Source organism: Candidatus Pseudoscillospira sp. SGI.172 (assembly GCF_050313575.1).
In the GTDB taxonomy this organism is placed as follows: Bacteria; Bacillota; Clostridia; order Oscillospirales; family Oscillospiraceae; genus Vermiculatibacterium.
Window position 1 is genome coordinate 17,171 of the sequence record NZ_JBNPLQ010000010.1, and the last position, 23,707, is coordinate 40,877.

Below are 23,707 nucleotides of genomic sequence, written 5' to 3' on the forward strand. Positions count from 1 at the left end.
AGTTGCCTGAAATTTATTTGTACAGCTCCTGCAGCTTGACCAGGTGCTCGTAACGGGCCTTGGCGGACTCCTCGTTCTTGGCGAAGAGCTCCTTGGCGCGCTCGGGGAAGGAGCGGGTCAGAGCGGAGTAGCGGGCCTCGTTCATCAGGAACTCCTGATAGCCGTCCTTGGGCTCCTTGGAATCCAGGGTGAAGGGGCTCTTGCCGGCCTTCTTCAGGTCGGGGTTGAACCGGAACAGGTTCCAGTAGCCGCACTCGACGGCCTTCTTCATCTCGTCCTGGCAGTGGAGCATGCCGCCCTTGATGGAGTGCATCTCGCAGGGAGAGTAGCCGATGATCAGGGAGGGGCCGTGATAGGCCTCGGCCTCACGGATGGCGGCCAGAGTCTGGTTGGGGTTGGCGCCCATGGCGACCTGAGCCACGTAGACGTAGCCGTAGCTCATGGCGATCTCGGCCAGAGACTTCTTGGCGGTGTTCTTGCCGGCAGCGGCAAACTGAGCAACTGCGCCGAAGTTGGTGGCCTTGGAAGCCTGCCCGCCGGTGTTGGAGTACACCTCGGTGTCGAAGACCATGACGTTCACGTCTTCCCCGGAAGCCAGGACGTGATCCAGGCCGCCGAAGCCGATGTCGTAGGCCCAGCCGTCGCCGCCGAAGATCCAGATGGACTTCTTGGCAAGGAATTCCTTGTGGGCCAGGACCTCGCGGGCCAGAGTGCAGGCCTCGCAGGTGCAGTTGGGGACGATGGCGTCGGCCAGAGCTGCGGCGTACTTGGCGGCGGCAGCCTTGTTGGCGTCGCCCTCGTTGATGGTGTCCAGCCAGGCCTGAGCGGCGGCCTTCAGGTCGGCGTCGGCGTAGGCGACAGCCAGGAGGGCCTCGGTCTTTTCGGTCAGGCGGTCACGGATCGCCTTCTGGCCGTAGTAGAAGCCCAGGCCGTGCTCGGCGTTGTCCTCGAAGAGGGAGTTGGCCCAAGCGGGACCGTGGCCGTTCTTGTCCACAGTGTAGGGAGAGGTAGCGGCGGGACCGCCCCAGATGGAGGAGCAGCCGGTGGCGTTGGAAACGTACATCCGGTCGCCGCAGACCTGCGTGATGAGGCGGGCGTAGCTGGTCTCGGCGCAGCCGGCGCAGGAGCCGGAGAACTCAAGCAGGGGCTGCTTGAACTGGCTGTCCTTCACGCTGGCCACGCTGACCATGTCGTCCTTCTCAGCCACATTGGCCACGCAGTAGTCGAACACGTCCTGCTGAGCGGACTGGCTCTCCTGGGGCTCCATGGTGATGGCCTTGGTGGGGCAGATGCCGACGCACACGCCGCAGCCCATGCAGTCCAGGGGGGAGACGGCCATGGTGTACTGGTACACGCCCTTGCCCTTGCCGGCCTTGATGTCCACGATCTTCGCGGCGGCGGGGGCGGCCTTGGCCTCCTCGGCGGTCAGAGCGAAGGGACGGATGGTGGCGTGGGGGCAGACGTAGGCGCACTGGTTGCACTGGATGCACTTGTCCCCGTCCCAGGCGGGGACGGTGACGGCGACGCCGCGCTTCTCATAGGCGGCAGCGCCCTGCTGGAAGGTGCCGTCCACATGGCCGTCCTCATAGAAGGCAGACACGGGCAGGCTGTCGCCGTCCATACGGCCGATGGGCTCCATCAGGTTCTCCACCATCTTGACCAGCTCGGGACGGCCGGTGAGGGTGCTGGCCTTGGGAGCGTCCTGCGCGGTAGCCCAGGAGGCGGGGATCTCCACCTTATGGAGCAGAGAAGCGCCCATGTCGATGGCCTTGTGGTTGCGGTCCACCACGTCCTGGCCCTTCTTCAGGTAGGAGTGGGTGGCGGCGTCCTTCATGTAGCCGATGGCCTCATCTTTGGAGATGATGTTGGCCAGGGAGAAGAAGGCGGACTGCAGAATGGTGTTGGTCCGCTTGCCCATGCCGATCTCGATGGCGGCGTCGATGGCATTGATGGTGTAGACCTGGACATTGTGCTCGGCGATGTAGCGTTTGGCCACGGCGGGCATGTGCTGATCCAGCTCTTCGTCATTCCACTGGCAGTTGATCAGGAAGATGCCGCCGTCCTTCACGTCACGCACCATGGGGAAGCCCTTGACGATGTAGGAAGGCACATGGCAGGCCACGAAGTCGGCCTTGTTGATGTAGTAGGGGGCGCGGATGGGCTTGTCGCCGAAACGCAGATGGCTGACGGTCACGCCGCCGGTCTTCTTGGAGTCGTACTGGAAGTAAGCCTGGATGTACTTCTCCGTGTGGTCGCCGATGATCTTGGTGGAGTTCTTGTTGGCGCCCACGGTGCCGTCGCCGCCCAGACCCCAGAACTTGCACTCGATGGTGCCGGGAGTGGCGGTGTTGGGGCAGTCGTGCTCAGGCAGGGACAGGTTGGTGACGTCGTCCACGATTCCGATGGTGAACTCGCGGCGGGGAGCGTCCTTGGCCAGCTCCTCATAGACAGCGAACACGCTGCGGGGAGGAGTGTCCTTGGAGCCCAGGCCGTAACGGCCGCCGATGACGACCTTGTCGTTGATGCCGGCCTGAGCCAGGGCGGTGACAACGTCCTGGTACAGAGGCTCGCCCAGGGAGCCGGGCTCCTTGGTGCGGTCCAGCACGGCGATCTTCTTCACAGTCTTGGGCAGGGCGGCGATCATCTTGTCAGCGCGGAAGGGGCGGTACAGACGCACCTTCACCAGGCCCACCTTCTCGCCGTGGGCGTTCAGGTAGTCGATGACCTCCTCGGCCACGTCGCAGATGGAGCCCATGGCGACGATGACGCGGTCAGCGTCCTCGGCGCCGTAATAGTTGAACAGCTGGTAGTTGGTGCCCAGCTTGGCGTTGACCTTGCCCATGTACTCTTCCACGATGCCGGGGACGGCCTCGTAGAACTTGTTGCAGGCCTCGCGGTGCTGGAAGAACACGTCGCCGTTCTCGTGGGAGCCGCGCATGGTGGGATGCTCGGGGTTCAGGGCGCGGGCACGGAAGGCGTCGATGGCGTCCATGTCCACCATGTCCTTCAGATCGTCGTAATCCCAGATGGCGACCTTCTGGATCTCGTGGGAGGTGCGGAAGCCGTCAAAGAAGTTGATGAAAGGCACGCGGCTCTTGATGGCGGCCAGATGGGCGACAGCGCCCAGATCCATCACTTCCTGGGGATTGGTCTCGGCCAGCATGGCAAAGCCGGTCTGGCGGCAGGCCATGACGTCGGAGTGATCGCCGAAGATGTTCAGCGCGTGGGTCGCCACGGTACGGGCGGACACGTGGAACACGCAGGGCAGCAGCTCGCCCGCGATCTTGTACATGTTGGGGATCATCAGCAGAAGGCCCTGGGAAGCGGTGTAGGTGGTCGTCAGGGCGCCGGCGGCCAGAGAGCCGTGAACGGTACCGGAAGCGCCGGCCTCAGACTGCATCTCGATGACCCGGACGGGGTTACCGAAGATGTTCTTGCGTCCGGCGGCGGCCCACTGGTCCACGTTGTCGGCCATGGGGCTGGACGGGGTAATGGGGTAGATGCCGGCCACCTCGGTGAACGCGTAGGACACGTGCGCCGCGGCGGTGTTACCGTCCATGGATTTGAATTGTCTCGCCATTTTGAACGATTCCTCCTTCAGGTATTTCGCTGGGACAATATGAATCTTCTAGCAGCGTCCTTATTCTATCACCTGGTTTGTAATTTGTAAACCTCCTTCTCAAATTCTCAGGACGATTTTTTGTCTAAAGTGCGCTCATTTTTCATAAAAATAGAAAAAGTAGGATTTTTTTAAACCGATGATTTTCCTTTTTGTTTAGAGTCACGGTGGACTGTCCTGCTCGTAGACTGCGTGTTTATAATCCAGACATGCTGAAATTTCGAAGAAAAAGGACCGCCCTGAAGGGCGGTCAGAGGGAGGGGGGATGTGGTTGGAGGCTTCGCCCGGCGAGCGGGAAGGGGGGGCACCATGGCTTACCAAAGGGGCATCCCCCGTCTTGCTGAAGGGTCAGCTTCGCCGCCGGAAGGAGAGAAGCGTAACGATTCAAATAACGTTGAACAAGAACAGACAGAGGTCCTTTGCACCGGCTTCTGCGCGTAGGTAGAGTCCAAAGCAGAGGGCTATCGACCGTGCGGCGGGGATCAAGCGGAGCGGGATCGGTTTCCATGGATGCGTCATGATAGCCTCCGTTGAGACAAAAGAACTCTCTCCGTGGCATTCAACCCGGCGCCGGGGGGGAAAATTGGGGAGCCGCCCCCAGGCGGCGTGGGAGCGCCGCCGGGGGCGGAGAGGCGGTCAGGGGGACGGGGGAAGGTTGTCGGGGGCGTTGGTAGGCGGGACAGAAGAGCCGTCCCCGTGTCCCTTGGGCACTCCACTTTGCTCCAACAGCTCCAATAAACTGCCACCAAAGGAGTAGTATCTTTGAAGGGGTCCCATATCCTTGTAATAGATATTTTTTGAATTGCCGAGGGCATAGAAAGTTCCAACATAGCGGTTTTCAGTGCAAACTCGAACAAAAATGTCATTTCCTGGGCCCATTACGCAGTGCGTCCATCCAGTCCAAACCACATATGTGTTATCCAGTGCTTCAAGAAGCGGAGCAACGTCCTCTGTATAGGTCTCATCTTCATAGTAAGATAGCTTATAATAATACCCAATTATGGAATCGGACGGAATGAGCCAGCTCAGTTTTCTGGGACAAAATAGAAACAAGAGGACGGCACAGAAAAGTGCCAAGAGAGCGTATCTCTTTTTGAAGGGCAACTTCATGGAGAAGACTCCTCGCTATTTGAGCAAATTAAAACAGATCATTTGAGACAAAATGTTCCGACATAGGAACCCATGTATTGACGTTCAGGATATTCGATGCCACCATTCATGATCCAATTATATGCCTGTTGCATTTGGTATGTTTTGTTATAGTAATTAGGCATGGCAATAGAACGAGCAGGGGATTCAATGGTAACGGAAGTTGGCAGTCCGTGAGCCATAGGAAAATATATCTCTGTTGGATGGATTATGGCCCGTTCAGAAGAATAGAATCTAGCATAACTTCCATTTGGGCCACTCTTGGTGTAGATGCCTCGGCAATATGCCCAGTCAAGCTTGATGACACCTTCCACAGTATCTTGTGTTGTTACTTCGAAATTTTTAGATGAAGCGTCCACCAGTATAGCGACAGTGGAATATGCAAGCGAGGCAGCCGTGTTTTCAACAAAAAGAAAAGCAATATCTGTTACTTCGGAAATGAATTTTTGCACATCGCTGGTGTCATTGAAGACTTTAGTCCTATTGCCATGAACTGTTGCAGTATATTTAGCATAATCAGCAGAATAAAATGTAAAGCCATTGTATGTGCCATAATAAGCGAGTGTTGCGTCAATTTCTAATGGAACAAGAACGGTGTACGAGTCCAGTGAGAAGTTTTCCAAATTTTTAAAATCTTGCAGTTGAGTTAGGCAAGATTCTTCAATGTACCCATAGCCTTGTTCGGTCAAATCAAGAGACTGGACAAAGTCTATTGCAGAATTAATATTGGCCTCATTTGCAGTTTAATTAGTTATTTTACCCATACACATACCCGCTCACGGGATCGGTGCCGTTGGAGCCGGAGACGGTGACGGTGTAGGACAGGCGGGCGCCGCCCTTGGAGATGCGGGAATCGGTGTGGGTGTCGCTGAAATGAAGGGCGCCGGGAGAATGGGGAACTGCCCCCCGGCGGCGCAAAAGCGCCGCCGGGGGCTCTTGTGGTTAGTGGGGCGGAAAAACAGTCTCCTTCACCCCACTCAAAATTTTATACCTGCTTTGCCCCCAAAGGACTTTTCTATAAATGCTGGATTCGCCATTGACGGTACTTAATATCTCTATTATGTTATTGTCCTGCGTGCGTAAAATGAGCACTGGACCATCATCAGGAATACCCTTGCTCCATCCTGAAAAAATGACAATAATACTGTTCATGGCAGAGACAATTTCATCTGCATGATCACCGTTGACAGGTTGAGCGCCGTATTCTGTCCTGTATGTGTATAACATGGAAGGTTGCGCACGGATAACGGCACTTAGCGGTCGGGGGAAAAATAGGAAAATGAGAATAGTAGCGATGAAAATGATCGGCAATATACGTTGAAAGAGCGTACGGTGAGTTTTCTTCATAACATTGCCCCTCGCCAATTTATGGGATAATATTACCTGCTTAAATTTAGGTGCAGTTTAAAACAAACCATAAACTAACCCAAGTAAATTTTTCCCACACAGTTAGGTAAGATGTTTGCCGTGATCTTGACAGTGGATTGTGTGGCGCTGACCCTGAGGGTGCAGGCGGCGGAGCTGCCGGATACGGTTACTGTGGGAGAATAGGTAAAGCTGTTTTTGTGCGGAGGACGGCGGCATTGGCGCACAGGGTCAGGCACAAGGCCAGAACCAATGTCAGGGGGAAGATGCGTTTCTTCATGGGAATCTCCTTCTTTCGTATAGGATAGGGCCCTTTGAAATTGCCCTTCACTGACATAACGATTCAGAAGGCGGTTTTGTTACGCAGCTTTATAAAAATTTTAAAAATATTTTTTCTGGGCTGTTTAGTTCGTCTTTTTAACGCTTTCCGCCATTTGGACGAGGCTGTCTGCATCGGCAAGGGAGAAAAAAGTATAAACACAGTTGCGCTGTCCGTCAAAAACCAAAAGGAAGTTGCCATACTCAGGAGCGGTTGCGGTGTACAGAACTGTGTTCCATTGGTTGATTTTAATATCCGAACGGGAGGAGTGTTCATTGTCAAAGCCAATCAGACCACCGGGAGCGGTGGAGAGCACTCCAAACTCAATGGAAATTCCCTCTTGATTTTGATAGGTTACATACCAGTCGCCCGCAAGCTCAAGGGTCTCTGTCTCCACAAACCCCTCGGGCACATAGCTGGGGCGGATGCCGCTCAGGTCACCGCCGTCCGCCGGGTCTCCCTGAAACCGATATTCGTCCACCTCTGGCAGACGCCGAAAGATATACTGCTCCACCCAGGCCCTTGTGCTGGGGTTGAGCCACAGCCCACCGATGGCCACCGAGGCGGCCACCAGCAGCCACACTGCCGCCCGCAGGGCCTTTTGCCACACCGGCCGCGCGCAGGCGCGGGCATAGCCGAAGGGGTCGTTCAGCAGTTTCTGCTCAAACCGGAGGTAGCGCCGGGAAAAATCCGGCTCCGGGACAGGGTCGTCCAGCAGGGGGGCCCACTTGATCCGCTGGGCGTCCAGCAGGGCGGCGCGGAGGACGCGGTCAAAGTCCCCGCCGACATTGTCCTCTTCCGGCGCGTCAAACGGTCTCATGGTCGTACCCCTCCTCCTTTAATTTCCGAATGAGCAGGACGCGCCCCCGGCGGATGCGCTGTCGGGCCGCCCCCAGGGTGATCCCCAGATCGTCGGCGATCTCCCGGTCGGAATATTCGCAGATGAATTTCAGCTCCAGAGGCCGGAGATAGGCCTCCGGCATGGAAGAGATGGGTTCCACCAGCCGCCGGTAGCCCGCCTCGCCCTCGGTCCCTCCCGGCGCGGGGGCGTCCCAGTCCTCGGGCAGGAACTCGCTCCGGTTTTTCTTCCTGAGCAGGTCCAGGGAGATGTTCTTCACTATGGTAACGGCCCAGGGGCCGATTTTGTTACGCTCTTTTTCAAAAATTTTTAAAAAGGTTTCAAAGTGGCCGATGACCCGCAAAAACGCCTCGTGTACCGCGTCCTCCGCCAGGGCGGGGTCCTTCAGAATGTTCAAGGCCACCGCGTAGAGCCTGGCCCGGTAGCGGGTGTAAAACGCCGTAAACAGCGCCTTGTTGTCGTCCCCCTCCAGGAGGGAGAGATAAAACATCAGCATGGCCGGACCTCCTTTCTGTGGGGCCATTATAGCATTTTCGGAAGGAATGTGGTAAAATACCTTGTAAACACCGAAAACAACCATACAAAGGAGAATGGTCATGCGAGAAACAGTAGACGTGGCGGTCATCGGCTGCGGCGAGGCGGGGATCTACGCCGCTTACGAGCTCACCCGTCAGAACCCCGGATTGAACGTGCTGGTGCTGGAGCAGGGCAGAGACATATACAACCGGAGCTGCCCCATCGTGGCCGGGAAGGTGCGCTCCTGCATCCAGTGCTCTGTGTGCGACACCATGTGCGGCTTCGGCGGCGCCGGGGCCTTCTCCGATGGAAAGTTCAACTTCACCACCGCCTTCGGCGGCTGGCTCACCGACTTTATGCCCGCCAGAGAGGTCATGGAGCTCATCGGCTATGTGGACGACATCAATGTCGCCCACGGGGCCACGGAAGAGGTCTACTCCACCTCCTCCCCGGAGGCCCGGGCCCTGGAGAAGAAGGCCCTGGAGTTCGACCTCCACCTCCTCCAGGCCAAGGTCAAGCATCTGGGCACCGAGAACAACCTGCGCATTCTTCAGAATATCTTCGAGGATATGAAGGAGCGGGTGGAATTCCGCTTCAACACCGCCGTGGAGAAGATCGAGTCCCTGGGAGAGGCGGGCTACCGCCTCACCACCGCCAAGGGGGACGAGGTGGACTGCACCTGGCTGGTGGCCGGTCCCGGCCGCTCGGGCGCGGAGTGGTTCTCCGATCAGTGCAAGGATCTGGGCATCCAGCTCATCAACAACCAGGTGGACATCGGCGTGCGGGTGGAACTGCCCGCCCGGGTCTTTGAGCACATCACCGACGTGGTGTATGAGTCCAAGCTGGTCTACCGCACCAAGCAGTACGGCGACCAGGTGCGCACCTTCTGCATGAACCCCTACGGCCACGTGGTGGCCGAGAACGTGGAGGGCATCAACACGGTCAACGGCCACTCCTACGCCGATCCCGCCCTTCAAAGCGAGAACACCAACTTCGCCCTGCTGGTCTCCAACCGGTTCACCGAGCCCTTCAACGAGCCCTACCGCTACGGCAAGCATATCGCCTCCCTGAGCAACATGCTGGCCGGCGGCGTGCTGGTGCAGCGGTTTGGGGATCTGGTGAAGGGCGTGCGCTCCAACGACCACCGGATGAGCAAGTCCTTTACCCGGCCCACCCTCACCGCCGCCGTCCCGGGCGATCTGTCCCTGGCCCTGCCCAAGCGTCAGCTGGACGACATCATCGAGATGATCTATCAGCTGGACAAGCTGGCCCCCGGCACCGCCAACTACGACACCCTGCTCTACGGCGCGGAGGTGAAATTCTACTCCTCCCGGCTGGCGCTCTCCGGGGAGCTGGAGACCGCCCTGCCCCGGTTCTTCGCCATCGGCGACGGCGCGGGCGTGACCCGGGGCCTGGCCCAGGCGGGCGCCTCCGGCGTGAAGGTGGCCCAGGTCATCTCCCGGCGGCTGAAGAACAGCCGGTAAAGAAACGGTAAAAACGTAACCATGATTTGACGGCAATTATACAGGGAAATATGCACTTTGTAAAAAGTTACAGAAAATAACAAACCAAGATATCGCGGGGTTTTCCACAATATCCACAAGGTTATCCACACTGTGTTCTGTCAACCAGGTGGAAAACTCTATGCAGGATTGGTGGACATAAAAACCTGTCAAGGGGAAAACGACCGGCAAAACAGAGAAAGTTTTGCGGCAGGTGGGAAAAGGAGTGGAAACATGGAGGGAGAGCTCATTGCGGCCGTCGCCACCGGCGCGGCCCGGTGCGCCATCGGTGTGATCCGGCTGTCTGGATCCGGCGCGGCCCGGTGCGCGGGGGCGGTGTTTCGGGCGTCCGACGGGCGGGCGCTGGCGGAGCACCCGCCCCGGACGCTGGTGTACGGAGCGCTCTCCGACCGGGACGGGCGGGAGATCGACCGGGTGCTGGCCACCTGGAGCCCCGCGCCCCACAGCTATACCGGGGAGGAGACTGCCGAGCTCCAGTGCCACGGATCCCCGGCGGTGCTGCAGCTGGCGCTGGACAGCCTCTTTGCCCACGGCGCCCGGCAGGCCGGGCGGGGGGAGTTCACCCGGCGGGCCTTTTTGAACGGCAAGCTGGATTTGGCCCAGGCCGAGGCGGTGATGGACCTCATCGACGCCGAGACTCCCGGCGCGGTGCGGCAGGCGGCGGGGCAGCTCTCGGGGGCCCTCTCCCGCCGGGTGGAAAAGGTTTACGCCGCCCTGGTGGACGTCATGGCCCATTTCCACGCCGTGCTGGACTACCCGGATGAGGACATCGATCCCTTCACTGCCCACACGATCCGGGAGGCCCTGGAGGGGGCGGATGGGGCGCTGGAGGCCCTCCTGGCCACCTACCGCCGGGGGAGCATGCTCACCCGGGGGGTGCCCTGCGCCATTGTAGGCCCCCCCAACGCGGGCAAGTCCACCCTCCTCAACGCCCTGGTGGGCTACGAGCGGGCCATCGTTACCGACATTCCCGGCACCACCCGGGACACCGTGGAGGAGCGGTGTGTGCTGGGGGACGTGCTGCTGCGGCTCATCGACACCGCCGGACTGCGGGAGACCCGGGACACCGTGGAAAGGATCGGTGTGGCCCGCAGCCGCGCGGCCATGGCGGAGGCCGGACTGATCCTGGTGGTACTGGATCGGTCACGGCCGGTGGCGGTGGAGGATCTGGCGCTGGTGGAGGAGGCGATGGCGCTGGCCCCCACCATCCTGGTGTGGAACAAAGCCGATCTGCCCCCGGCGGGGACACCTGCCGTGCGGGGGGAGCTGCCGCCTGTGGTGGAACTCAGCGCCCGGACGGGGGCGGGGTTGGAACGGTTGGGGGAGCAAGTGGCCCGGAGCCTCCCCGCGCCCGCCGGCGGGACGGAGGGCGAGCTGCTCACCAACGCCCGGCAGGCCGAGGCGGCGGGGCGGGCGCTGGAGGCCCTGCGCCGTGCGGCGGCGGCACTGGCGGCGGGGGTCACCCCGGACGCCGTGCTCACCGACGTGGAGGAGGCGCTCTCCGCCCTGGGCGAGCTCACCGGCCGCACGGTGCGGGAGGATGTCACCGCCCGCATCTTTCAGCGTTTTTGTGTGGGGAAATAAGGAGAGGAGAGTCCCTTTTCAGGCAAAAAGACCGGAGGCCGGTCCGCAGTGCGGACCGGCCTCCGGTCTTTTTGATGGGGAGAAAAAAGTTAGACTTCCGGCGTTACGGGCTGACCGCTGCGCAGGTAGTGCTCCGAGTAGAATTGGATCACCTGTTCCAAAGAGCGGTTCACTCCTGCCAGGTCGGCCTCGCTCAGGCCCAGATGCTGGGCGGCCCAGGCGGCGTGGGCCTCGTCATAGGCCAGGTGGGCCTGATGGACGGCCCAGCCCCGCTCAGTGAGGGTAAGGAGATAGCGGCGCTGGTTGCCGTCCTCCCGGGTCCGAACCACCAATCCCTTTTCCACCAGTTTGTCCACCACCACAGAGGTGGCTCCCTTGGTGCGGAACATCTGCCCGCTGAGCTCAGCCTGGCTGATGCCCTCGCTCTGGGCGATGGCTTTCAGCGTGTGGGCCTCGTTGGCATAGAGCAGCTCGCCGCCGTAGTCGTGGGGCTTTTTCTGCATGGCGGAGATGATCCGATCCATGGTATAGAGCTGCTCGATCATTTTGGAGATCTCTTCAACGGTGGGCATAGTAAATTTCCTTCCGGCAATTCTTGAGAGATACGCCCCGGGGCGGGTTGCGGCTATCCCGTACCGCGGCCACTGATGGAGACATTGTATCACAAATCTGCCGGAAATGCCAACCTAACATCAAAAGGATTCAGAAAGGAAAAATTCGTTTTCTTTTCGTTCTTTGCACTTTTTTTTCAAAAGGAGGGTTCCAATGGCGAGAAGTGCGCCGTTGGCATGACGGACATGGAGGGGACAGACGCAGACGCAGCGCATACAGGCGATGCACCTGCTCCGATCCACCTGCCGGGGCCTGGTTGCAGGAATGGCCCCCACAGGGCAGCTTCGGACGCATAGGCCGCAGGCGGTGCACCCCGGCCCGCCCACAGGATGGATCAGGCCGGGCAGGCCGCCGGGGGCCCGGTAGGGATGATTGCCGGGAACGGAGACCTCGGGAAGTGCAGGGGACTGAAAAGCCTCCCGGCAACGGCTGGAAAAGGCGGCCAGCTCCGCCGCATCCTGTGCATCCGGACGTCCGGCGCCATAGGCGGACAGGACCGAGTGCTGCGCGACGGCGGCGGTCGCCGCACAGCATCGGAAGCCCTGCCTCCGCAGTAAATCGGTCAACTCCACCAGCGTGTCGTCGTAAGCCCGATTGCCGAATACTGCTGCGGCAATCGTTCGCGCACCGTTGCCCCGGAGCGCTTTCAGCCACGGCAGTGCCACGGGCGGAACGCGGCCTTCAAAGCTGGGAACGGCCACCACGCAGAGATCTTCCGGACGGAAGCAGAGTGCAGAGAGATCCTGTTCCGGATCGGAGAGATCTACTTCGATTTTGGGACAGTCCCACGCGCCGCACAGGAGATCTGCGACCCGGTGTGTCCCGCCCGTAGGACTGAAGAACAGCTTGTAAAGCGCCATAAAGACGGTCCTTTCTCAGTCGCAGTCCTCGTAGCTGACTTCCATTCTTACCCGCCTGTTGGCGATGAGGGCGTAGATGACGGATACGGCCAGAATGACCACGTTGCCGATGAGCTCGGGGGCGGAGGAGGTGACCAGCAGGAGGACCACCTGCAGGGTGGCCACCGCGCCGCCCAGGATGCAGAAGAAGTAGAGCCCGCCCTTGCCCATATGGAACTTGGATTTGTTCCACAGCTCAGGCATCACACTGGGCAGGCGCATGGCGGTGAAGCAGAGCATGATCTTCACCACGGCGGTGAGGATGACGGTGGAGCTGGAGACGGTGGAGATGTCCAGACCCAGGAGAATGGGCACCAGACCCAGGATGTAGAACATGAGGAGCACGGCCACGGGGGTGCCGAACTTGGGGTGGACCCTGGCAAAGAGGGAGGGCAGCCAGCCGTCCTTGGAGGCCTGGATGAAGGGGCGGCACATCCAGCCGATGGAGGCGTTCAGCGTGGTGAGCAGGGCAAACATGGCGCCGCCCACGATGAAGAACACATACACCGGGTGGGGCATGATGGCCTCGGCCACCAGAGCCAGGCTTTTGTTGGCCACGCCGGCCACGGGAAGCACGCCGGCGGCGATGGTGCCCATGACGGCGTAGATGATGGAAATGCCCACCGTGGGAACAATGATGGCGAAGGGAATGTCCCGGGTGGGGTTCTTGGCTTCGCCGGAGAAGTTGATGACATAAGTGGCTCCGCCCGCGGCAAAGGAGAGGTAGGCGGAGGCCATCAGCACGCCGGTGACGCCCTTGGTCATGAAGTCGGGAGGATCCAGATAGCCCGGCTGAATGTTGGGGATGCCGAAGGCGATGAAGAGGGCGATAGCGGCGGCCATGACGGCGCACATGGCGGTCTGGAGCACGGCGGCCTGCTTGGCGCCCAGAATGTTCATCAGGAACAGAATAGTGAGCACCGCCACCGAGATGAGCTTGTCGGGAGCGCCGGGGACCAGGGCCAGCAGGTACTCGGTAAAGGAGAGGACGTACATGGAGATGCCGAGGCCGGTGAAGAAGTTGATGATGATGAAGATGCCCGCCAGGCGCTGACCGCCGAAGGCGGCGATCTGGGTATACTGGCCGCCCTTGAACCGGGCGGTGCCGCCCACCAGGATCTGGGGGATGGCGGTGAGGATGCAGAGAATGCCTGCGATGACGAAGGCCAGGTTGACGCTGCGGCCGGTCATGCCGATGGCGGTGCCGGTCATGGCCATGATGCCGGCGCCGATGATCTGGCCCACGGCGATGGACACCAGGTCCATCCGGCCCATGTTGCGCTTGAGTTCGCCGGCTGCGGGGGTCACTTTCTCACTCATGGGAAATACCTCCATTCAATTTGTGCGGGGCTGTTTGCCAAGCCAGGTCAGTTGGCGTAGAAGAGCTCGGGAGCTTTGGGGGCCGCGGCCACCGCTTCCATCACGGCGATCTTCTCCCGCAGGGCGGGGACGGCGATGGCCTTGGCTCCGGCCGGGCAGTTCTGAATGCACCGGGCGCAGTCCAGGCACCGCCAGGCATCGATCTCGGCGGGGTCCAGGGGATTGATGGCCTGCACGGGGCACTGCTGCTGGCAGAGCATGCAGCCGGTGCACTTGCTCCGGTCGGTGGCGGGGGCGATGGGCAGATCCATGGCCGGGCGGTAGGGGAAGCTGCCGGGCACCGTCAGAGAGAGGGCGGAGAGGTCGGCGGTGGAGCGGACCAGCTGGGCGGCCGTCTGGCCGAATTGGACGGCCAGAGCCAGGTCACTGTCGTTGGGCCGCCCGGTGCCCAGCTTGTCGGTGAAGCTGTGCCGGGCGATGAAGGCGGCGCCGGCCACCGGGCGGAAGCCGTGGGCAGCGCTCTCATCGGAGAGCTCCAGCAGGGCGTCGCCCAGGTTCTGGTTGCCGTAGGTGACCACCAGGGCGGCGGGGATGTCCCGGGCCTCAATGAGCCGGAAAAATTCTGTCAGGAGCGCGGGCACCCGGCCGTAGTAGACGGGCATGCCGATGACGGCAAAATCTCCCTCCCGCAGCTCCGCTCCGGCCCAGCGGCTCTCAAAAGAGGTCCGGTCCAGGTCCAGACGCTCCGGGGCGTTTACCCCGCGTGCCACGGCGTCCGCCGCCTTGCGGGTGCCGCCGGTGGGGCTGAAGGTGAGGGTGACGACACGTTTGATCTCCATCTCAGTGTACCTCCGTTTCTTTGCACCATTCCGCCAGCTCGTCCGGGGCGGGCAGATCGGCGGGATGGGCGGCGTAGTGCGCCTTGCGGACCGTGAGCCCGGGCTCCACCAGGAAGGCGGCGGGAAGCTGGAGCTCGTTGCCTTCGTAGGCGCCGTGGGTCAGGCCGGCCTGACGGGCCGCACCGATCTTCTGAAGGACCGCGGCGTTGGCCATCTTCTCCATGGACAGCGCGGGGGCGATGTGATAGCGCTCATAGAGCTTCTGCCCGGGATCGCAGAGGATCTCGAAGGGGTAGAAATGCTCGTCGATCTGCTCCCGGATCCCGGCGGGGTCGCTCTGGAGGACCACCAGGGCTTTGGCACCGGCGGCGGTGATGGCATCGTAGTGTTCCTTCAGGCGGCGCAGATCCAGCTGGCAGATGGTGCAGCCGTAGTAGCGCAGGAAGAGAAGTACGGTGGGGCGGTCCACCAGCTCGGAGAGCCGGGCGCTCCGCCAGGGAGTGACACACAGCGTGTCGTCCAGTGCCGCGCCGGGGAAGAGCCGGTCCAGAGCGGTGCACATCCGGCGCAGGCCCTCCTCCAGCAGAGAGCGGGGGCAGGCCACGTTGATCCGCAGGCGGGTCTCACCGCCGGGGCCGAAGGTGGGAGAGCCCTCGGGTCCGCTTTCGATGAGGATGTCGGCGGTCTTGACCAGATAGCTGTCCACGTCGGCCCGGGCCGCGCCCTGGAGGTAGGGGGCTACGTCCACCCAGGCGAAGTAGGTCCCCTCGGGGACGGTCATCCGGGCCTTGGGCAGGTGCTCGGCCAGGTAGTCCCGGGTAAAGACCAGGTTGTCGTGGAGGTAGACGTTGAGCTGGTCCAGCCAGGGCTCGCCGGTGGCGTAGGCCGACTGGATGGCGGTGATGGAGAGGGGGTTTGGATACATCACGCCGCAGTCCCCCTGTACCTTTTGGGCCCAGAGCGCCTTGAGATGGGGGTCGTGGATGATGATATTGGAGTAGGCCATGCCCGCCAGATTGAAGGTCTTGGAGACTGAGGCGCAGGTAATGATCTCGTTTTTGTGGTCGGGGAAGAGCTTTTCCAGGGGGGTGTGCTTCACGCCGGGGGCCACGATGTCGTGGTGGATCTCGTCGGCGATGATGCGCACACCGTTGGCAAAGCACAGCTCGGCCATCCGGCGCAGCTCGTCCTCGGACCAGACCCGGCCGGTGGGGTTGTGGGGAGAGCAGAGGATAAAGAGGGTGGTCCTGGGGTCCTTGACCTTCCGCTCGAAGTCGGCAAAGTCGACCTCATACCGATCGCCCTTCAGCACCAACTGGCTGGACACGGCGGTGCGGTGGTTGCACTCGATCTTTTTATAGAAGGGGCGGTAAATGGGGGGCTGGATCACCACCTGATCCCCCTCGTGGGTCATGAGCTGGATGAGATAGCTGATGGCAGGGACAATGCCGTTGCAATAGAAGATGTCGCTGGAATTCACATACCAGCCGAAGCGGTGCCAGAACCAGCCGCACACGCTGCGGAAGAACTCCCCGGTAAAGTTGGCGCTGTATCCGAAGATCTTCCGGTCCACCCGCCGGTGCAGGGCTTCGATGACCCCGTCGGGGCAGGGAAAGTCCATGTCTGCCACCCAGAAGGGCAGGGTGGACAGCCCGGCGTTGGGGTTCTGCACAGGCTGAAACTCCCATTTGCCGCAGTTGGTGCCGTGCCGGTCCACCAGGCGGTCAAAATCGTAGGCCAATGTCATTTCCTCCTTTTTGTCTATAAAGTTTAATAGATAAACAGTTTTACTAATAAACAGTATAGTGCGAAGAACGGAGGAGTCAAGAGAAACCTGCACAACACGGATCAGTTTGTTAAAAGCGGCAAAAAAGGCCATTGAAAATTTGGACAGAGCGCCGAAAAAATGCCGCCCATGAAGGCAAAAAAAGCCCCGCACAAGGTATCACACCTTGTGCGGGGCTCAAAAAAGCTTTAGGTTTTTTCCTCAAAGGATGCGCCGCAGTTGCGGCAGGTGATGGAGATTTTCCCCTTTCCCTTGGGCACCCGGAGCTGCTGGCCGCAGTTGGGGCAGCGGAAGTAGGCGTGGTCCCGGTCCCGGCGGCGGCACTTGTTTACGTTGTACCACCGTACGATGGGCTGCACCGCGTCCAGAAAGCGGGCGTTTTCCGCCTGCCGCCGGTCGATCTGCCGGGAGAACATCCGGTAAAAGGCCAGAATCAGACAGACGGTGGAGAGAAGGCTCATCAGGTGGCTGCGAAGCAGGGAGGAGAGGAGATAGAGCACAAAGTAGACGGCAATCAGGGCATAATTGAGGGAATCTGTTCCGTATCTCCCATACATCACCCGTCTCAGCCAGTTCATTCTATCCGCCGCCTTTGCATTTACATCTTATTTTACAAAATTCATGATAGCGGTTTCTCCGGGCAACGTCAAGAATGGAAACGTAAACAAAATGTGAATTGTGTGCCGACACAGGACCATTTTAAACGGAAGGGCTTGCGCCGGGGGGAAAAAGCAGATATACTGTTGAAAAAAATCGGGAGGGCCGACTATGAAGCGGATCGACAAGGAAAACTACTATTTGGATATTGCCGAGACGGTGCTGGAGCGGTCCACCTGTCTGCGGCGCTGCTATGGGGCCATCATCGTCAAATCCGATGAGATCGTGGCCACCGGCTATAACGGCGCCCCCAGGGGCCGGAGAAACTGTGTGGATCTGAACTTCTGCACCCGGGAGGCTATGGGCATCCCCTCCGGGGAGCGCTATGAGTTGTGCCGTTCGGTCCACGCGGAGGCCAACGCCATCATCTCCGCCGCCCGCAGCGACATTCTGGGCGGGACCCTCTACCTTGTGGGGAGGGACGCCAAGACCGGGGACCTTCTGGGGGACGCCACCTCCTGCTCCATGTGCCGCCGGCTGGTCATCAACGCCGGGATCCAGCGGGTGGTGATCCGCCGCAGCGAGCGGGAGTATGATGTGGTCCATGTGGAGGACTGGGTGCGGGAGGACGACTCCCTGCCTGAACCGGCAACGCAGGAGTAAATTATGGGACGGCAGCAATGCCGTCCCATCTGCTTTTTGAACGCCCGGCGGCAGTCCGGGCAGCAGAGAGAGGAGAAAATCGGATGCATGTTTTCGATCTGGCCCTGTGGCTGTTTTTCTGTTATTCCTTCCTGGGCTGGCTGGCGGAGACCGCTCTGGCCGCCGTGCGCACCCGGAAATACGTGGACCGCAGCCTGCTTTTCGGGCCGGTCTGCGTGGTGTACGGCGCGGCGGGGCTGCTCATCTCGGCCAGCCTGGGGGAGCTGTCCGGAAGCTGGTTCTTCCTCTTCCTGGGCAGCGCCATCTACGCCACGGTGGTGGAGTGGCTGGCGGGCCACATGCTGGAAAAGCTGACCCACACCCGCTGGTGGGACTACTCGGGCCACCGCTGGAATCTGGACGGCTATATCAGCCTGCGTTCCTCCGCCCTCTGGGGCCTTCTGGGCTTGGCACTGGTCCGGTGGGGGAATCCCCTCCTGGCGGGCCTGTACGAGCTGCTGCCCCCGCTGGCGGGGCGGATCCTCCTCTGGGTGCTGCTGGCGGTCCTGGCGCTGGACATTCTGGCCACCGGCCTGACCTTGGGCGGCGTGTCCGGCAAGCTGCCCCGGGTGGAGGCTGCGGGGAACCGCCTGGCCGCCCTCACCGTGCGGATGGGGACCTGGGTGCTGGGCAAGACCGAGGGCCGTATCCGGAAGGCCCATCCGGAGGCCACCTTCCGGGCCGGGCCCCGGGAGAGATCGGCGGTGTTCGCCCAGGGCTGCGGCTTTTACAAGCTTTTCTGGCTGTTTCTCATCGGCGCGTTTCTGGGGGACGTGACCGAGACGATTTTCTGCCGCGTCACCGTGGGCGTGTGGATGAGCCGGAGCAGTGTGGTGTGGGGGCCCTTCTCCATCGTCTGGGGCCTCGCCATGGCGCTGGCCACCCTGCTGCTCTATCAGTACAAGGACAGGCCCGTCAGCTTCCTCTTTGTGGCCGGGACCCTGCTGGGCGGCGCTTACGAATATCTGTGCAGCGTCTTTACGGAAGTGGTGTTCGGCACGGTGTTCTGGGATTACAGCCACATCCCCTTCAACCTGGGCGGACGGGTGAACCTGCTCTACTGCTTTTTCTGGGGGTTTGCCGCGGTGGCCTGGTTCCGCATTTTCTACCCTAAGCTCTCTGCACTCATCGAGCGGCTGCCCAAACGGCCGGGGCAGATTTTGACCTGGGCCCTGGCGGCGTTCTTCCTCTGCGACATCGCCGTCAGCGCCGGGGCGCTGGCCCGCTGTGACGCCCGGGCCCGGGGGGAGGCCCCACAGTCGGCCTGGGAGGAGTACCTGGACGACCATTACCCGGACGAGCGGATGAATGAGATTTACCCCGCCGCAGTGCGCATCGATTGAACAAAACCCGCCGGAGCATCGCTCCGGCGGGTTTTGCTCCTCCGCCATTCTGCCCGATCTGCGGGGAAACCCGAGACCGGAGGAAGCGGATTTGCGTTTCGCATAGGAAATTCCTTGACAGAAAAGCGGTTGGGACTTAAAATATGTTAGGTGCATTTTTGGAAAAGCGCCAGTATGGGCGCTTTTCTTTGTTTTCGCGGGCCGCGACAGCGGCTCACCCATTCCCCCGCGATTGAAATTGAAATGAAAAAAGAACCGATACGGAGGTGTGACAAGAACAGTATGGAATTTAATTTGCTCTGTGTGATCGTGGGTATCGTCACCCTGGTCATTGGCGTTTTTGTGGGCATTGCCATCCGAAAGAGCGTGGCCGAGAAGAAGATCTTCGGCGCGGAGGAGGAGGCCAAGCGCATCCTCAACGAGGCGATCAAGAACGCGGAAAACAAGCAGCGGGAGGCCATGGTGGAGGCCAAGGAGGCCATCCTCACCGCCCGTAATGAGTGGGAAAAGGAAGAAAAAGAGCGTCGGGCAGATCTCCAGAAGCAGGAGCACCGCCTGCAGCAGAAGGAAGAGAACCTCGACCGCAAGACCGACAACATCGAGAAAAAAGAGGAGACCCTGCAGAACAAGCTGGCCGACCTGGAGCATACCCGGGAAGAGATCGAGGCCATTGAGAACCGCAAGCGCACCGAACTGGAGCGCATTTCCGGCATGACCGCTGAAGAGGCCAAGGATCTGCTCATCAGTCAGCTGGAGGCCGAGGTGACCCATGAATCGGCCGCCAAGATCAAGGAGGCGGAGCTGCACTATAAAGAGGAGTCCGACTCCCTGGCCCGGGAGATCATCGGTCTGGCCATCCAGCGCTGCGCCGCCGACCATGTGGCCGAGGCCACCGTGTCTGTGGTGCCCCTGCCCAACGATGAGATGAAGGGACGCATCATCGGCCGGGAGGGCCGGAACATCCGCACCCTGGAGACGCTTACCGGCGTGGATCTCATCATCGACGACACCCCGGAGGCCATCACGGTCTCCTGCTTCGACCCGGTCCGCCGGGAAATTGCCCGCATTGCCCTGGAGAAGCTCATCCAGGACGGCCGTATCCACCCCGCACGCATCGAGGAAATGGTGGAGAAAGCCAAGCGTGAGGTGGATGCCACCATCAAGGCCGAGGGCGAGCGGGCTGTCTTTGAGACCAACGTCCACGGCCTGCACCCGGAGCTGGTCAAGCTCCTGGGCCGGATGAAGTACCGTACCAGTTACGGTCAGAACGTGCTCAGCCACTCCATCGAGGTCTCCCATCTGGCGGGCCTCATGGCCGCCGAGCTGGGCGGCGACGTCACGGCTGCCAAGCGCTCCGGCCTGCTTCACGACCTGGGCAAGGCCATCGACCACGAGGTGGAGGGCTCCCATGTGGCCATCGGCGTGGAACTGGCCCGGAAGTACCATGAGAGCGAAGAGATCATCAACGCCATCGAGGCCCACCACGGCGACGTGGAGCCCAAGACCTTGGTGGCGGTGCTGGTGCAGGCGGCCGACGCCGTCTCCGCCGCCCGTCCCGGCGCCCGGAGGGAAAACCTGGAGAACTACATCAAGCGCTTGGAGACGCTGGAGGGCATCGGCTCCTCCTTCCCCGGCGTGGAAAAGTGTTTTGCCATCCAGGCCGGCCGGGAGATCCGCATCATGGTGGAGCCGGAGAAGATCACCGAGGATCAGATGGTGATCCTGGCCCGGGATGTGGCCAAGAAGATCGAGGACGAGATGGAATATCCCGGCCAGATCAAGGTCAACATTATCCGGGAGACCAAAGCGGTGGATTACGCCAAATAAAAACGCAGATCGCCCCGGCAGCCACATGGCTGCCGGGGCGGTTTTTACCTGAAGGGGATACCGGAGGGCGGCCCCGCGCCGGTATGTTTTGGGCGGCGCGGGGGAAAGCTCACTCCAGAAGATAGCCCAGGGCCCGAAGGGCCTGGGCGGCCCGGTCCAGAGCGGCCGGGTCGGGGGAGCGGACGGTGTGGAGGTGGATCCCTCCGGTGAGGTCGGAGAGGGGCTTGGCGTCGCTTCTGCGGGCCTGCTCCAAAAACTGCCCCACGTCGTAGCGGGAGCGCAGCCGCAGGACTCCGGTGAGCTGGCCGTAGAGGGGATGCTCCACCACCACGTCCACCACCTCACAGCCCGTGTCCACCAGGGCGTTGAGCTCGGCCTCCATCCCCTGGGGAGGGTGGATACAGGCAAGCGTGCGGGTGAGTCCGGGGGCGCGCTCTTTCACATACCCCCTGGGGGTGGCGGAGATGGGGTGTCCCGCCGCCCGGAGCAGCGCCACATCCCCCACGATGACCTGACGGCTGACCCCCAGTGTCCGTGCCAGGGACGCCGCGCTCACGGGGGCGGAGCCCTCTCCCAGCCGGCGGAGGATCTCCTCCCGGCGAGCCTGTCCATCCATGCTGTCCATGGGTCATTCCTCCTGATGAATCGAATCGGACTTGACATGAGTATAGCATGTCCGGGCGCGCTGTGCAAAGGAAAGGGGGAAATTACTTGATTTCCCATGGCGTGGATGTTAAAATCACATTGATTCCCAAAGACAGAAGGAGGACAGCCGCCGTGACCAAGGACGAGGCTTTTGAATTTTTGGACCGGACCGCCCGTGGGATCGCCGAGATGTTCGGCACCTCCTGCGAGACTCTGGTCCATGATATGGGCAATCCCAAGCACCCCATTTTGTCCATCTACAACGGACAGGTCTCCGGCCGGGAGGTGGGTTCCACCCTGGATATTCTGGGCTCGGACAAGAGCCTGGACACCACGGCGCTCACCACCGACTTTGTCAACCTGTACGCCACCACACCCTCGGGGGAACAGATCAAATCCTCTACGTTCCATCTGATTACGGAGGAGTACAACCTGGCCCTGGGCATCAACTTCGACTTCACCTCCCTGGCCTATGCCAACCGCACTCTGGTGGGCCTGATGAGGGCGGACGCCGACCTCCAAAGCGCCATGTGGCAGGGAGGGGAGAGCCAGCTCAACCAGATCTTCGAGGAGTGTCTCACCTCCCTGGGGAAGCCGGTGGCCGAGCTGAACAAGAAGGAGCGGATGAAGCTGGTGGCGCTCATGGACCAGAAAAACGCCTTTTCCTTCCGCAAGTCGGTGCCCTTCGTGGCCGGAAGGCTGAAGGTGTCCCGATACACCGTCTACAAATATTTGGGGGAGCTGGCCGAAGAGAAGTCCGGCGCCCGGAAAGAGTGATTTCGTATGGATCAGGAAAAGATCAGCGCCTATTTTGACGACCCCGCCCGCCGGGCCGAGATGATCTCCGCCGTCTCCCGGCTGGTGGGGGTGAAGAGCGTCAGGGGGGACGCCGAGCCCGGCGCGCCCTTCGGCCCCGGCCCCCGCACCGCCCTGGACGAGGCCCTGAAGCTGTGCGCCGAGCTGGGCTTTGCCGTTCAGGACTACGACCACTATGTGGGCCTGTGCGACCTCAACGACAAGCCCACCCAGCTCCACATCCTGGGCCACCTGGACGTGGTGGGGGAGGGCACCGGCTGGGCCACCGATCCCTACACCTGTGTGGAAAAGGACGGCATGCTCTACGGCCGGGGCGTCAGCGACGACAAGGGCCCGGTGTGCGCCGCCCTGCTGGCCATGAAAGCGGTGCGGGACCTGGGCCTGCCGGTGAGCAAGAACGCCCGGCTCATCCTTGGGACCGACGAGGAGTCCGGCTCTGAGGACATCGCCTACTACTACGCCCGGGAGCCCTATGCCCCCCAGACCTTCACACCCGACGCCGACTTCCCCGTCATCCACATCGAAAAGGGCCACTACTGCCCTGAGTTCGGCGCGTCCTGGGATCGGACGGCAGCCCTGCCCCGGGTGTCCGGCATGACGGGCGGCTTCCGCCGCAACGTGGTGCCCCCTGAGGCCCGGGCCGAGGTCCTGGGTCTGCGGGCCGCCGACGTCGCCCCCCTGTGCCCCGCCGTGGAGAATCGCTCCGGGGCAGTGTTCACCGTCACCGACATGGTGGGGGGTGTGCGCATCCACTGCGCCGGGCGCAACGCCCACGCCGCCAGCCCCGACGACGGCATCAACGCCATCGCCGCCCTGCTGGAGGTGCTGGCGGCCCTTCCCCTGGCTGACTGCGACAGCACCCGGATCATCGGGGGCCTGCACACTCTCTTCCCTTACGGCGACAACCGGGGCCGGGCCCTGGGCATCGCCCAGTCTGACGAGCAGTCTGGGGAGCTGACCCTGAATCTGGCGCTGATCACCCTCAGCGAGACGGGCTTTTCCGCCCAGTTTGACGCCCGGGTGCCGCTGTGTGCCGACCGGGAGAACTGCGCCGGGGCCTGCGAGGCCGCACTGGAGCGGTACGGCATCACCGTCACCAAGGGCGGTGAGATGACCCATGTTCATGTGGTGGAGGCCGACTCGCCCCTGGTCAGGACCCTGCTGGAGTGTTATGAGACCTACACCGGAGTGGAAAACGCCAAGCCCATTGCCATCGGCGGCGGAACTTACGTTCACGACATTCCCGGCGGCGTGGCCTTCGGCTGCGACTTTCCCGGCTTCGACCCCAAGATGCACTCGGCCAACGAGCAGGCCAGTGTGGACAACCTGCTGCTGGCCGCCAAGATCTTCACGCTGGCCATCGCGCGGCTGTGCAAATGAGGGAAAA

General features: G+C 61.4%; 21 protein-coding genes. 7 read left to right on the forward strand and 14 right to left on the reverse strand.

Features of this window, described 5'->3' with window-relative positions:
- Positions 1 to 13: 13 nt before the first annotated feature.
- The 7 genes from nifJ to ACQRD3_RS05660 form a co-directional block, all read right to left on the reverse strand.
- On the reverse strand, positions 14 to 3,580 hold the full coding sequence (gene nifJ, locus ACQRD3_RS05630; protein ID WP_427780315.1) for a pyruvate:ferredoxin (flavodoxin) oxidoreductase: 3,567 nt from the start codon (positions 3,578 to 3,580) through the stop codon (positions 14 to 16).
- Positions 3,581 to 4,255: 675 nt separating this feature from the next.
- Positions 4,256 to 4,729: a hypothetical protein gene (locus ACQRD3_RS05635; RefSeq protein ID WP_427780317.1), complete on the reverse strand. Its 474-nt coding sequence runs from the start codon at positions 4,727 to 4,729 to the stop codon at positions 4,256 to 4,258.
- 38 nt (positions 4,730 to 4,767) lie between these two features.
- Positions 4,768 to 5,457 (reverse strand): hypothetical protein, encoded by a 690-nt coding sequence (locus tag ACQRD3_RS05640; protein ID WP_427780319.1) that lies wholly within the window; start codon positions 5,455 to 5,457, stop codon positions 4,768 to 4,770.
- A 67-nt stretch (positions 5,458 to 5,524) separates the two neighbouring features.
- Positions 5,525 to 5,686 (reverse strand): hypothetical protein, encoded by a 162-nt coding sequence (locus ACQRD3_RS05645; protein ID WP_427780320.1) that lies wholly within the window; start codon positions 5,684 to 5,686, stop codon positions 5,525 to 5,527.
- 24 nt (positions 5,687 to 5,710) lie between these two features.
- Positions 5,711 to 6,115, reverse strand: a complete 405-nt coding sequence (locus ACQRD3_RS05650; RefSeq protein ID WP_427780322.1) for a hypothetical protein — start codon at positions 6,113 to 6,115, stop codon at positions 5,711 to 5,713.
- Between the two features lie 422 nt (positions 6,116 to 6,537).
- Positions 6,538 to 7,272 carry a DUF4367 domain-containing protein gene (locus ACQRD3_RS05655; RefSeq protein ID WP_427780324.1) on the reverse strand — a complete coding sequence of 245 codons (735 nt, stop codon included), beginning with the start codon at positions 7,270 to 7,272 and terminating at the stop codon, positions 6,538 to 6,540.
- The gene (locus ACQRD3_RS05660) at positions 7,259 to 7,807 is read right to left on the reverse strand and encodes an RNA polymerase sigma factor (protein ID WP_427780326.1); all 549 of its coding nucleotides are present in this window, start codon (positions 7,805 to 7,807) and stop codon (positions 7,259 to 7,261) included. The genes ACQRD3_RS05655 and ACQRD3_RS05660 overlap by 14 nt, the downstream gene beginning before the upstream one ends.
- Before the next feature lie 100 nt (positions 7,808 to 7,907).
- On the opposite strand from ACQRD3_RS05660, the gene ACQRD3_RS05665 reads away from it, so the two are divergent.
- Positions 7,908 to 9,311, forward strand: a complete 1,404-nt coding sequence (locus ACQRD3_RS05665; RefSeq protein ID WP_427780328.1) for an NAD(P)/FAD-dependent oxidoreductase — start codon at positions 7,908 to 7,910, stop codon at positions 9,309 to 9,311.
- A gap of 252 nt (positions 9,312 to 9,563) precedes the next feature.
- On the forward strand, positions 9,564 to 10,934 hold the full coding sequence (mnmE, locus tag ACQRD3_RS05670; RefSeq protein ID WP_080906158.1) for a tRNA uridine-5-carboxymethylaminomethyl(34) synthesis GTPase MnmE: 1,371 nt from the start codon (positions 9,564 to 9,566) through the stop codon (positions 10,932 to 10,934).
- An 89-nt stretch (positions 10,935 to 11,023) separates the two neighbouring features.
- Here mnmE and ACQRD3_RS05675 read toward each other — a convergent pair whose 3' ends face one another.
- The 6 genes from ACQRD3_RS05675 to ACQRD3_RS05700 form a co-directional block, all read right to left on the reverse strand.
- Entirely contained in the window at positions 11,024 to 11,506 is a 483-nt protein-coding gene (locus ACQRD3_RS05675) for a MarR family winged helix-turn-helix transcriptional regulator (RefSeq protein ID WP_427780330.1), read from the reverse strand.
- Between the two features lie 120 nt (positions 11,507 to 11,626).
- On the reverse strand, positions 11,627 to 12,406 hold the full coding sequence (locus ACQRD3_RS05680; protein WP_427780332.1) for a 4Fe-4S binding protein: 780 nt from the start codon (positions 12,404 to 12,406) through the stop codon (positions 11,627 to 11,629).
- 15 nt (positions 12,407 to 12,421) lie between these two features.
- Positions 12,422 to 13,765, reverse strand: a complete 1,344-nt coding sequence (locus tag ACQRD3_RS05685; RefSeq protein ID WP_427780334.1) for an APC family permease — start codon at positions 13,763 to 13,765, stop codon at positions 12,422 to 12,424.
- Between the two features lie 47 nt (positions 13,766 to 13,812).
- The gene (locus ACQRD3_RS05690) at positions 13,813 to 14,604 is read right to left on the reverse strand and encodes a 4Fe-4S binding protein (RefSeq protein WP_427780336.1); all 792 of its coding nucleotides are present in this window, start codon (positions 14,602 to 14,604) and stop codon (positions 13,813 to 13,815) included.
- A gap of 1 nt (position 14,605) precedes the next feature.
- Positions 14,606 to 16,345: a PatB family C-S lyase gene (locus tag ACQRD3_RS05695; protein ID WP_158082890.1), complete on the reverse strand. Its 1,740-nt coding sequence runs from the start codon at positions 16,343 to 16,345 to the stop codon at positions 14,606 to 14,608.
- Between the two features lie 233 nt (positions 16,346 to 16,578).
- Positions 16,579 to 16,968 carry a hypothetical protein gene (locus tag ACQRD3_RS05700; protein ID WP_080906163.1) on the reverse strand — a complete coding sequence of 130 codons (390 nt, stop codon included), beginning with the start codon at positions 16,966 to 16,968 and terminating at the stop codon, positions 16,579 to 16,581.
- Positions 16,969 to 17,158: 190 nt separating this feature from the next.
- On the opposite strand from ACQRD3_RS05700, the gene ACQRD3_RS05705 reads away from it, so the two are divergent.
- The 3 genes from ACQRD3_RS05705 (at position 17,159) to rny (ending at position 20,859) form a co-directional block, all read left to right on the forward strand.
- The gene (locus ACQRD3_RS05705; protein ID WP_080906164.1) at positions 17,159 to 17,650 is read left to right on the forward strand and encodes a deaminase; all 492 of its coding nucleotides are present in this window, start codon (positions 17,159 to 17,161) and stop codon (positions 17,648 to 17,650) included.
- Between the two features lie 83 nt (positions 17,651 to 17,733).
- Positions 17,734 to 19,032, forward strand: coding sequence for a putative ABC transporter permease (locus ACQRD3_RS05710; protein ID WP_080906165.1), 1,299 nt, complete (start codon positions 17,734 to 17,736; stop codon positions 19,030 to 19,032).
- Positions 19,033 to 19,314: 282 nt separating this feature from the next.
- Complete coding sequence (gene rny, locus ACQRD3_RS05715) at positions 19,315 to 20,859, forward strand: ribonuclease Y (RefSeq protein ID WP_080906166.1); 1,545 nt, start codon at positions 19,315 to 19,317, stop codon at positions 20,857 to 20,859.
- A 109-nt stretch (positions 20,860 to 20,968) separates the two neighbouring features.
- Here the strand turns inward: rny and ACQRD3_RS05720 are convergent, their stop codons facing one another.
- A complete protein-coding gene (locus ACQRD3_RS05720; protein WP_080906167.1) occupies positions 20,969 to 21,484 on the reverse strand; it encodes a transcription repressor NadR in 516 nt (171 codons plus the stop codon).
- Between the two features lie 152 nt (positions 21,485 to 21,636).
- On the opposite strand from ACQRD3_RS05720, the gene ACQRD3_RS05725 reads away from it, so the two are divergent.
- Positions 21,637 to 22,281, forward strand: a complete 645-nt coding sequence (locus tag ACQRD3_RS05725) for a PAS domain-containing protein (protein ID WP_080906168.1) — start codon at positions 21,637 to 21,639, stop codon at positions 22,279 to 22,281.
- Between the two features lie 6 nt (positions 22,282 to 22,287).
- Entirely contained in the window at positions 22,288 to 23,700 is a 1,413-nt protein-coding gene (locus ACQRD3_RS05730; protein WP_427780340.1) for a Sapep family Mn(2+)-dependent dipeptidase, read from the forward strand.
- Positions 23,701 to 23,707 lie beyond the last annotated feature (7 nt).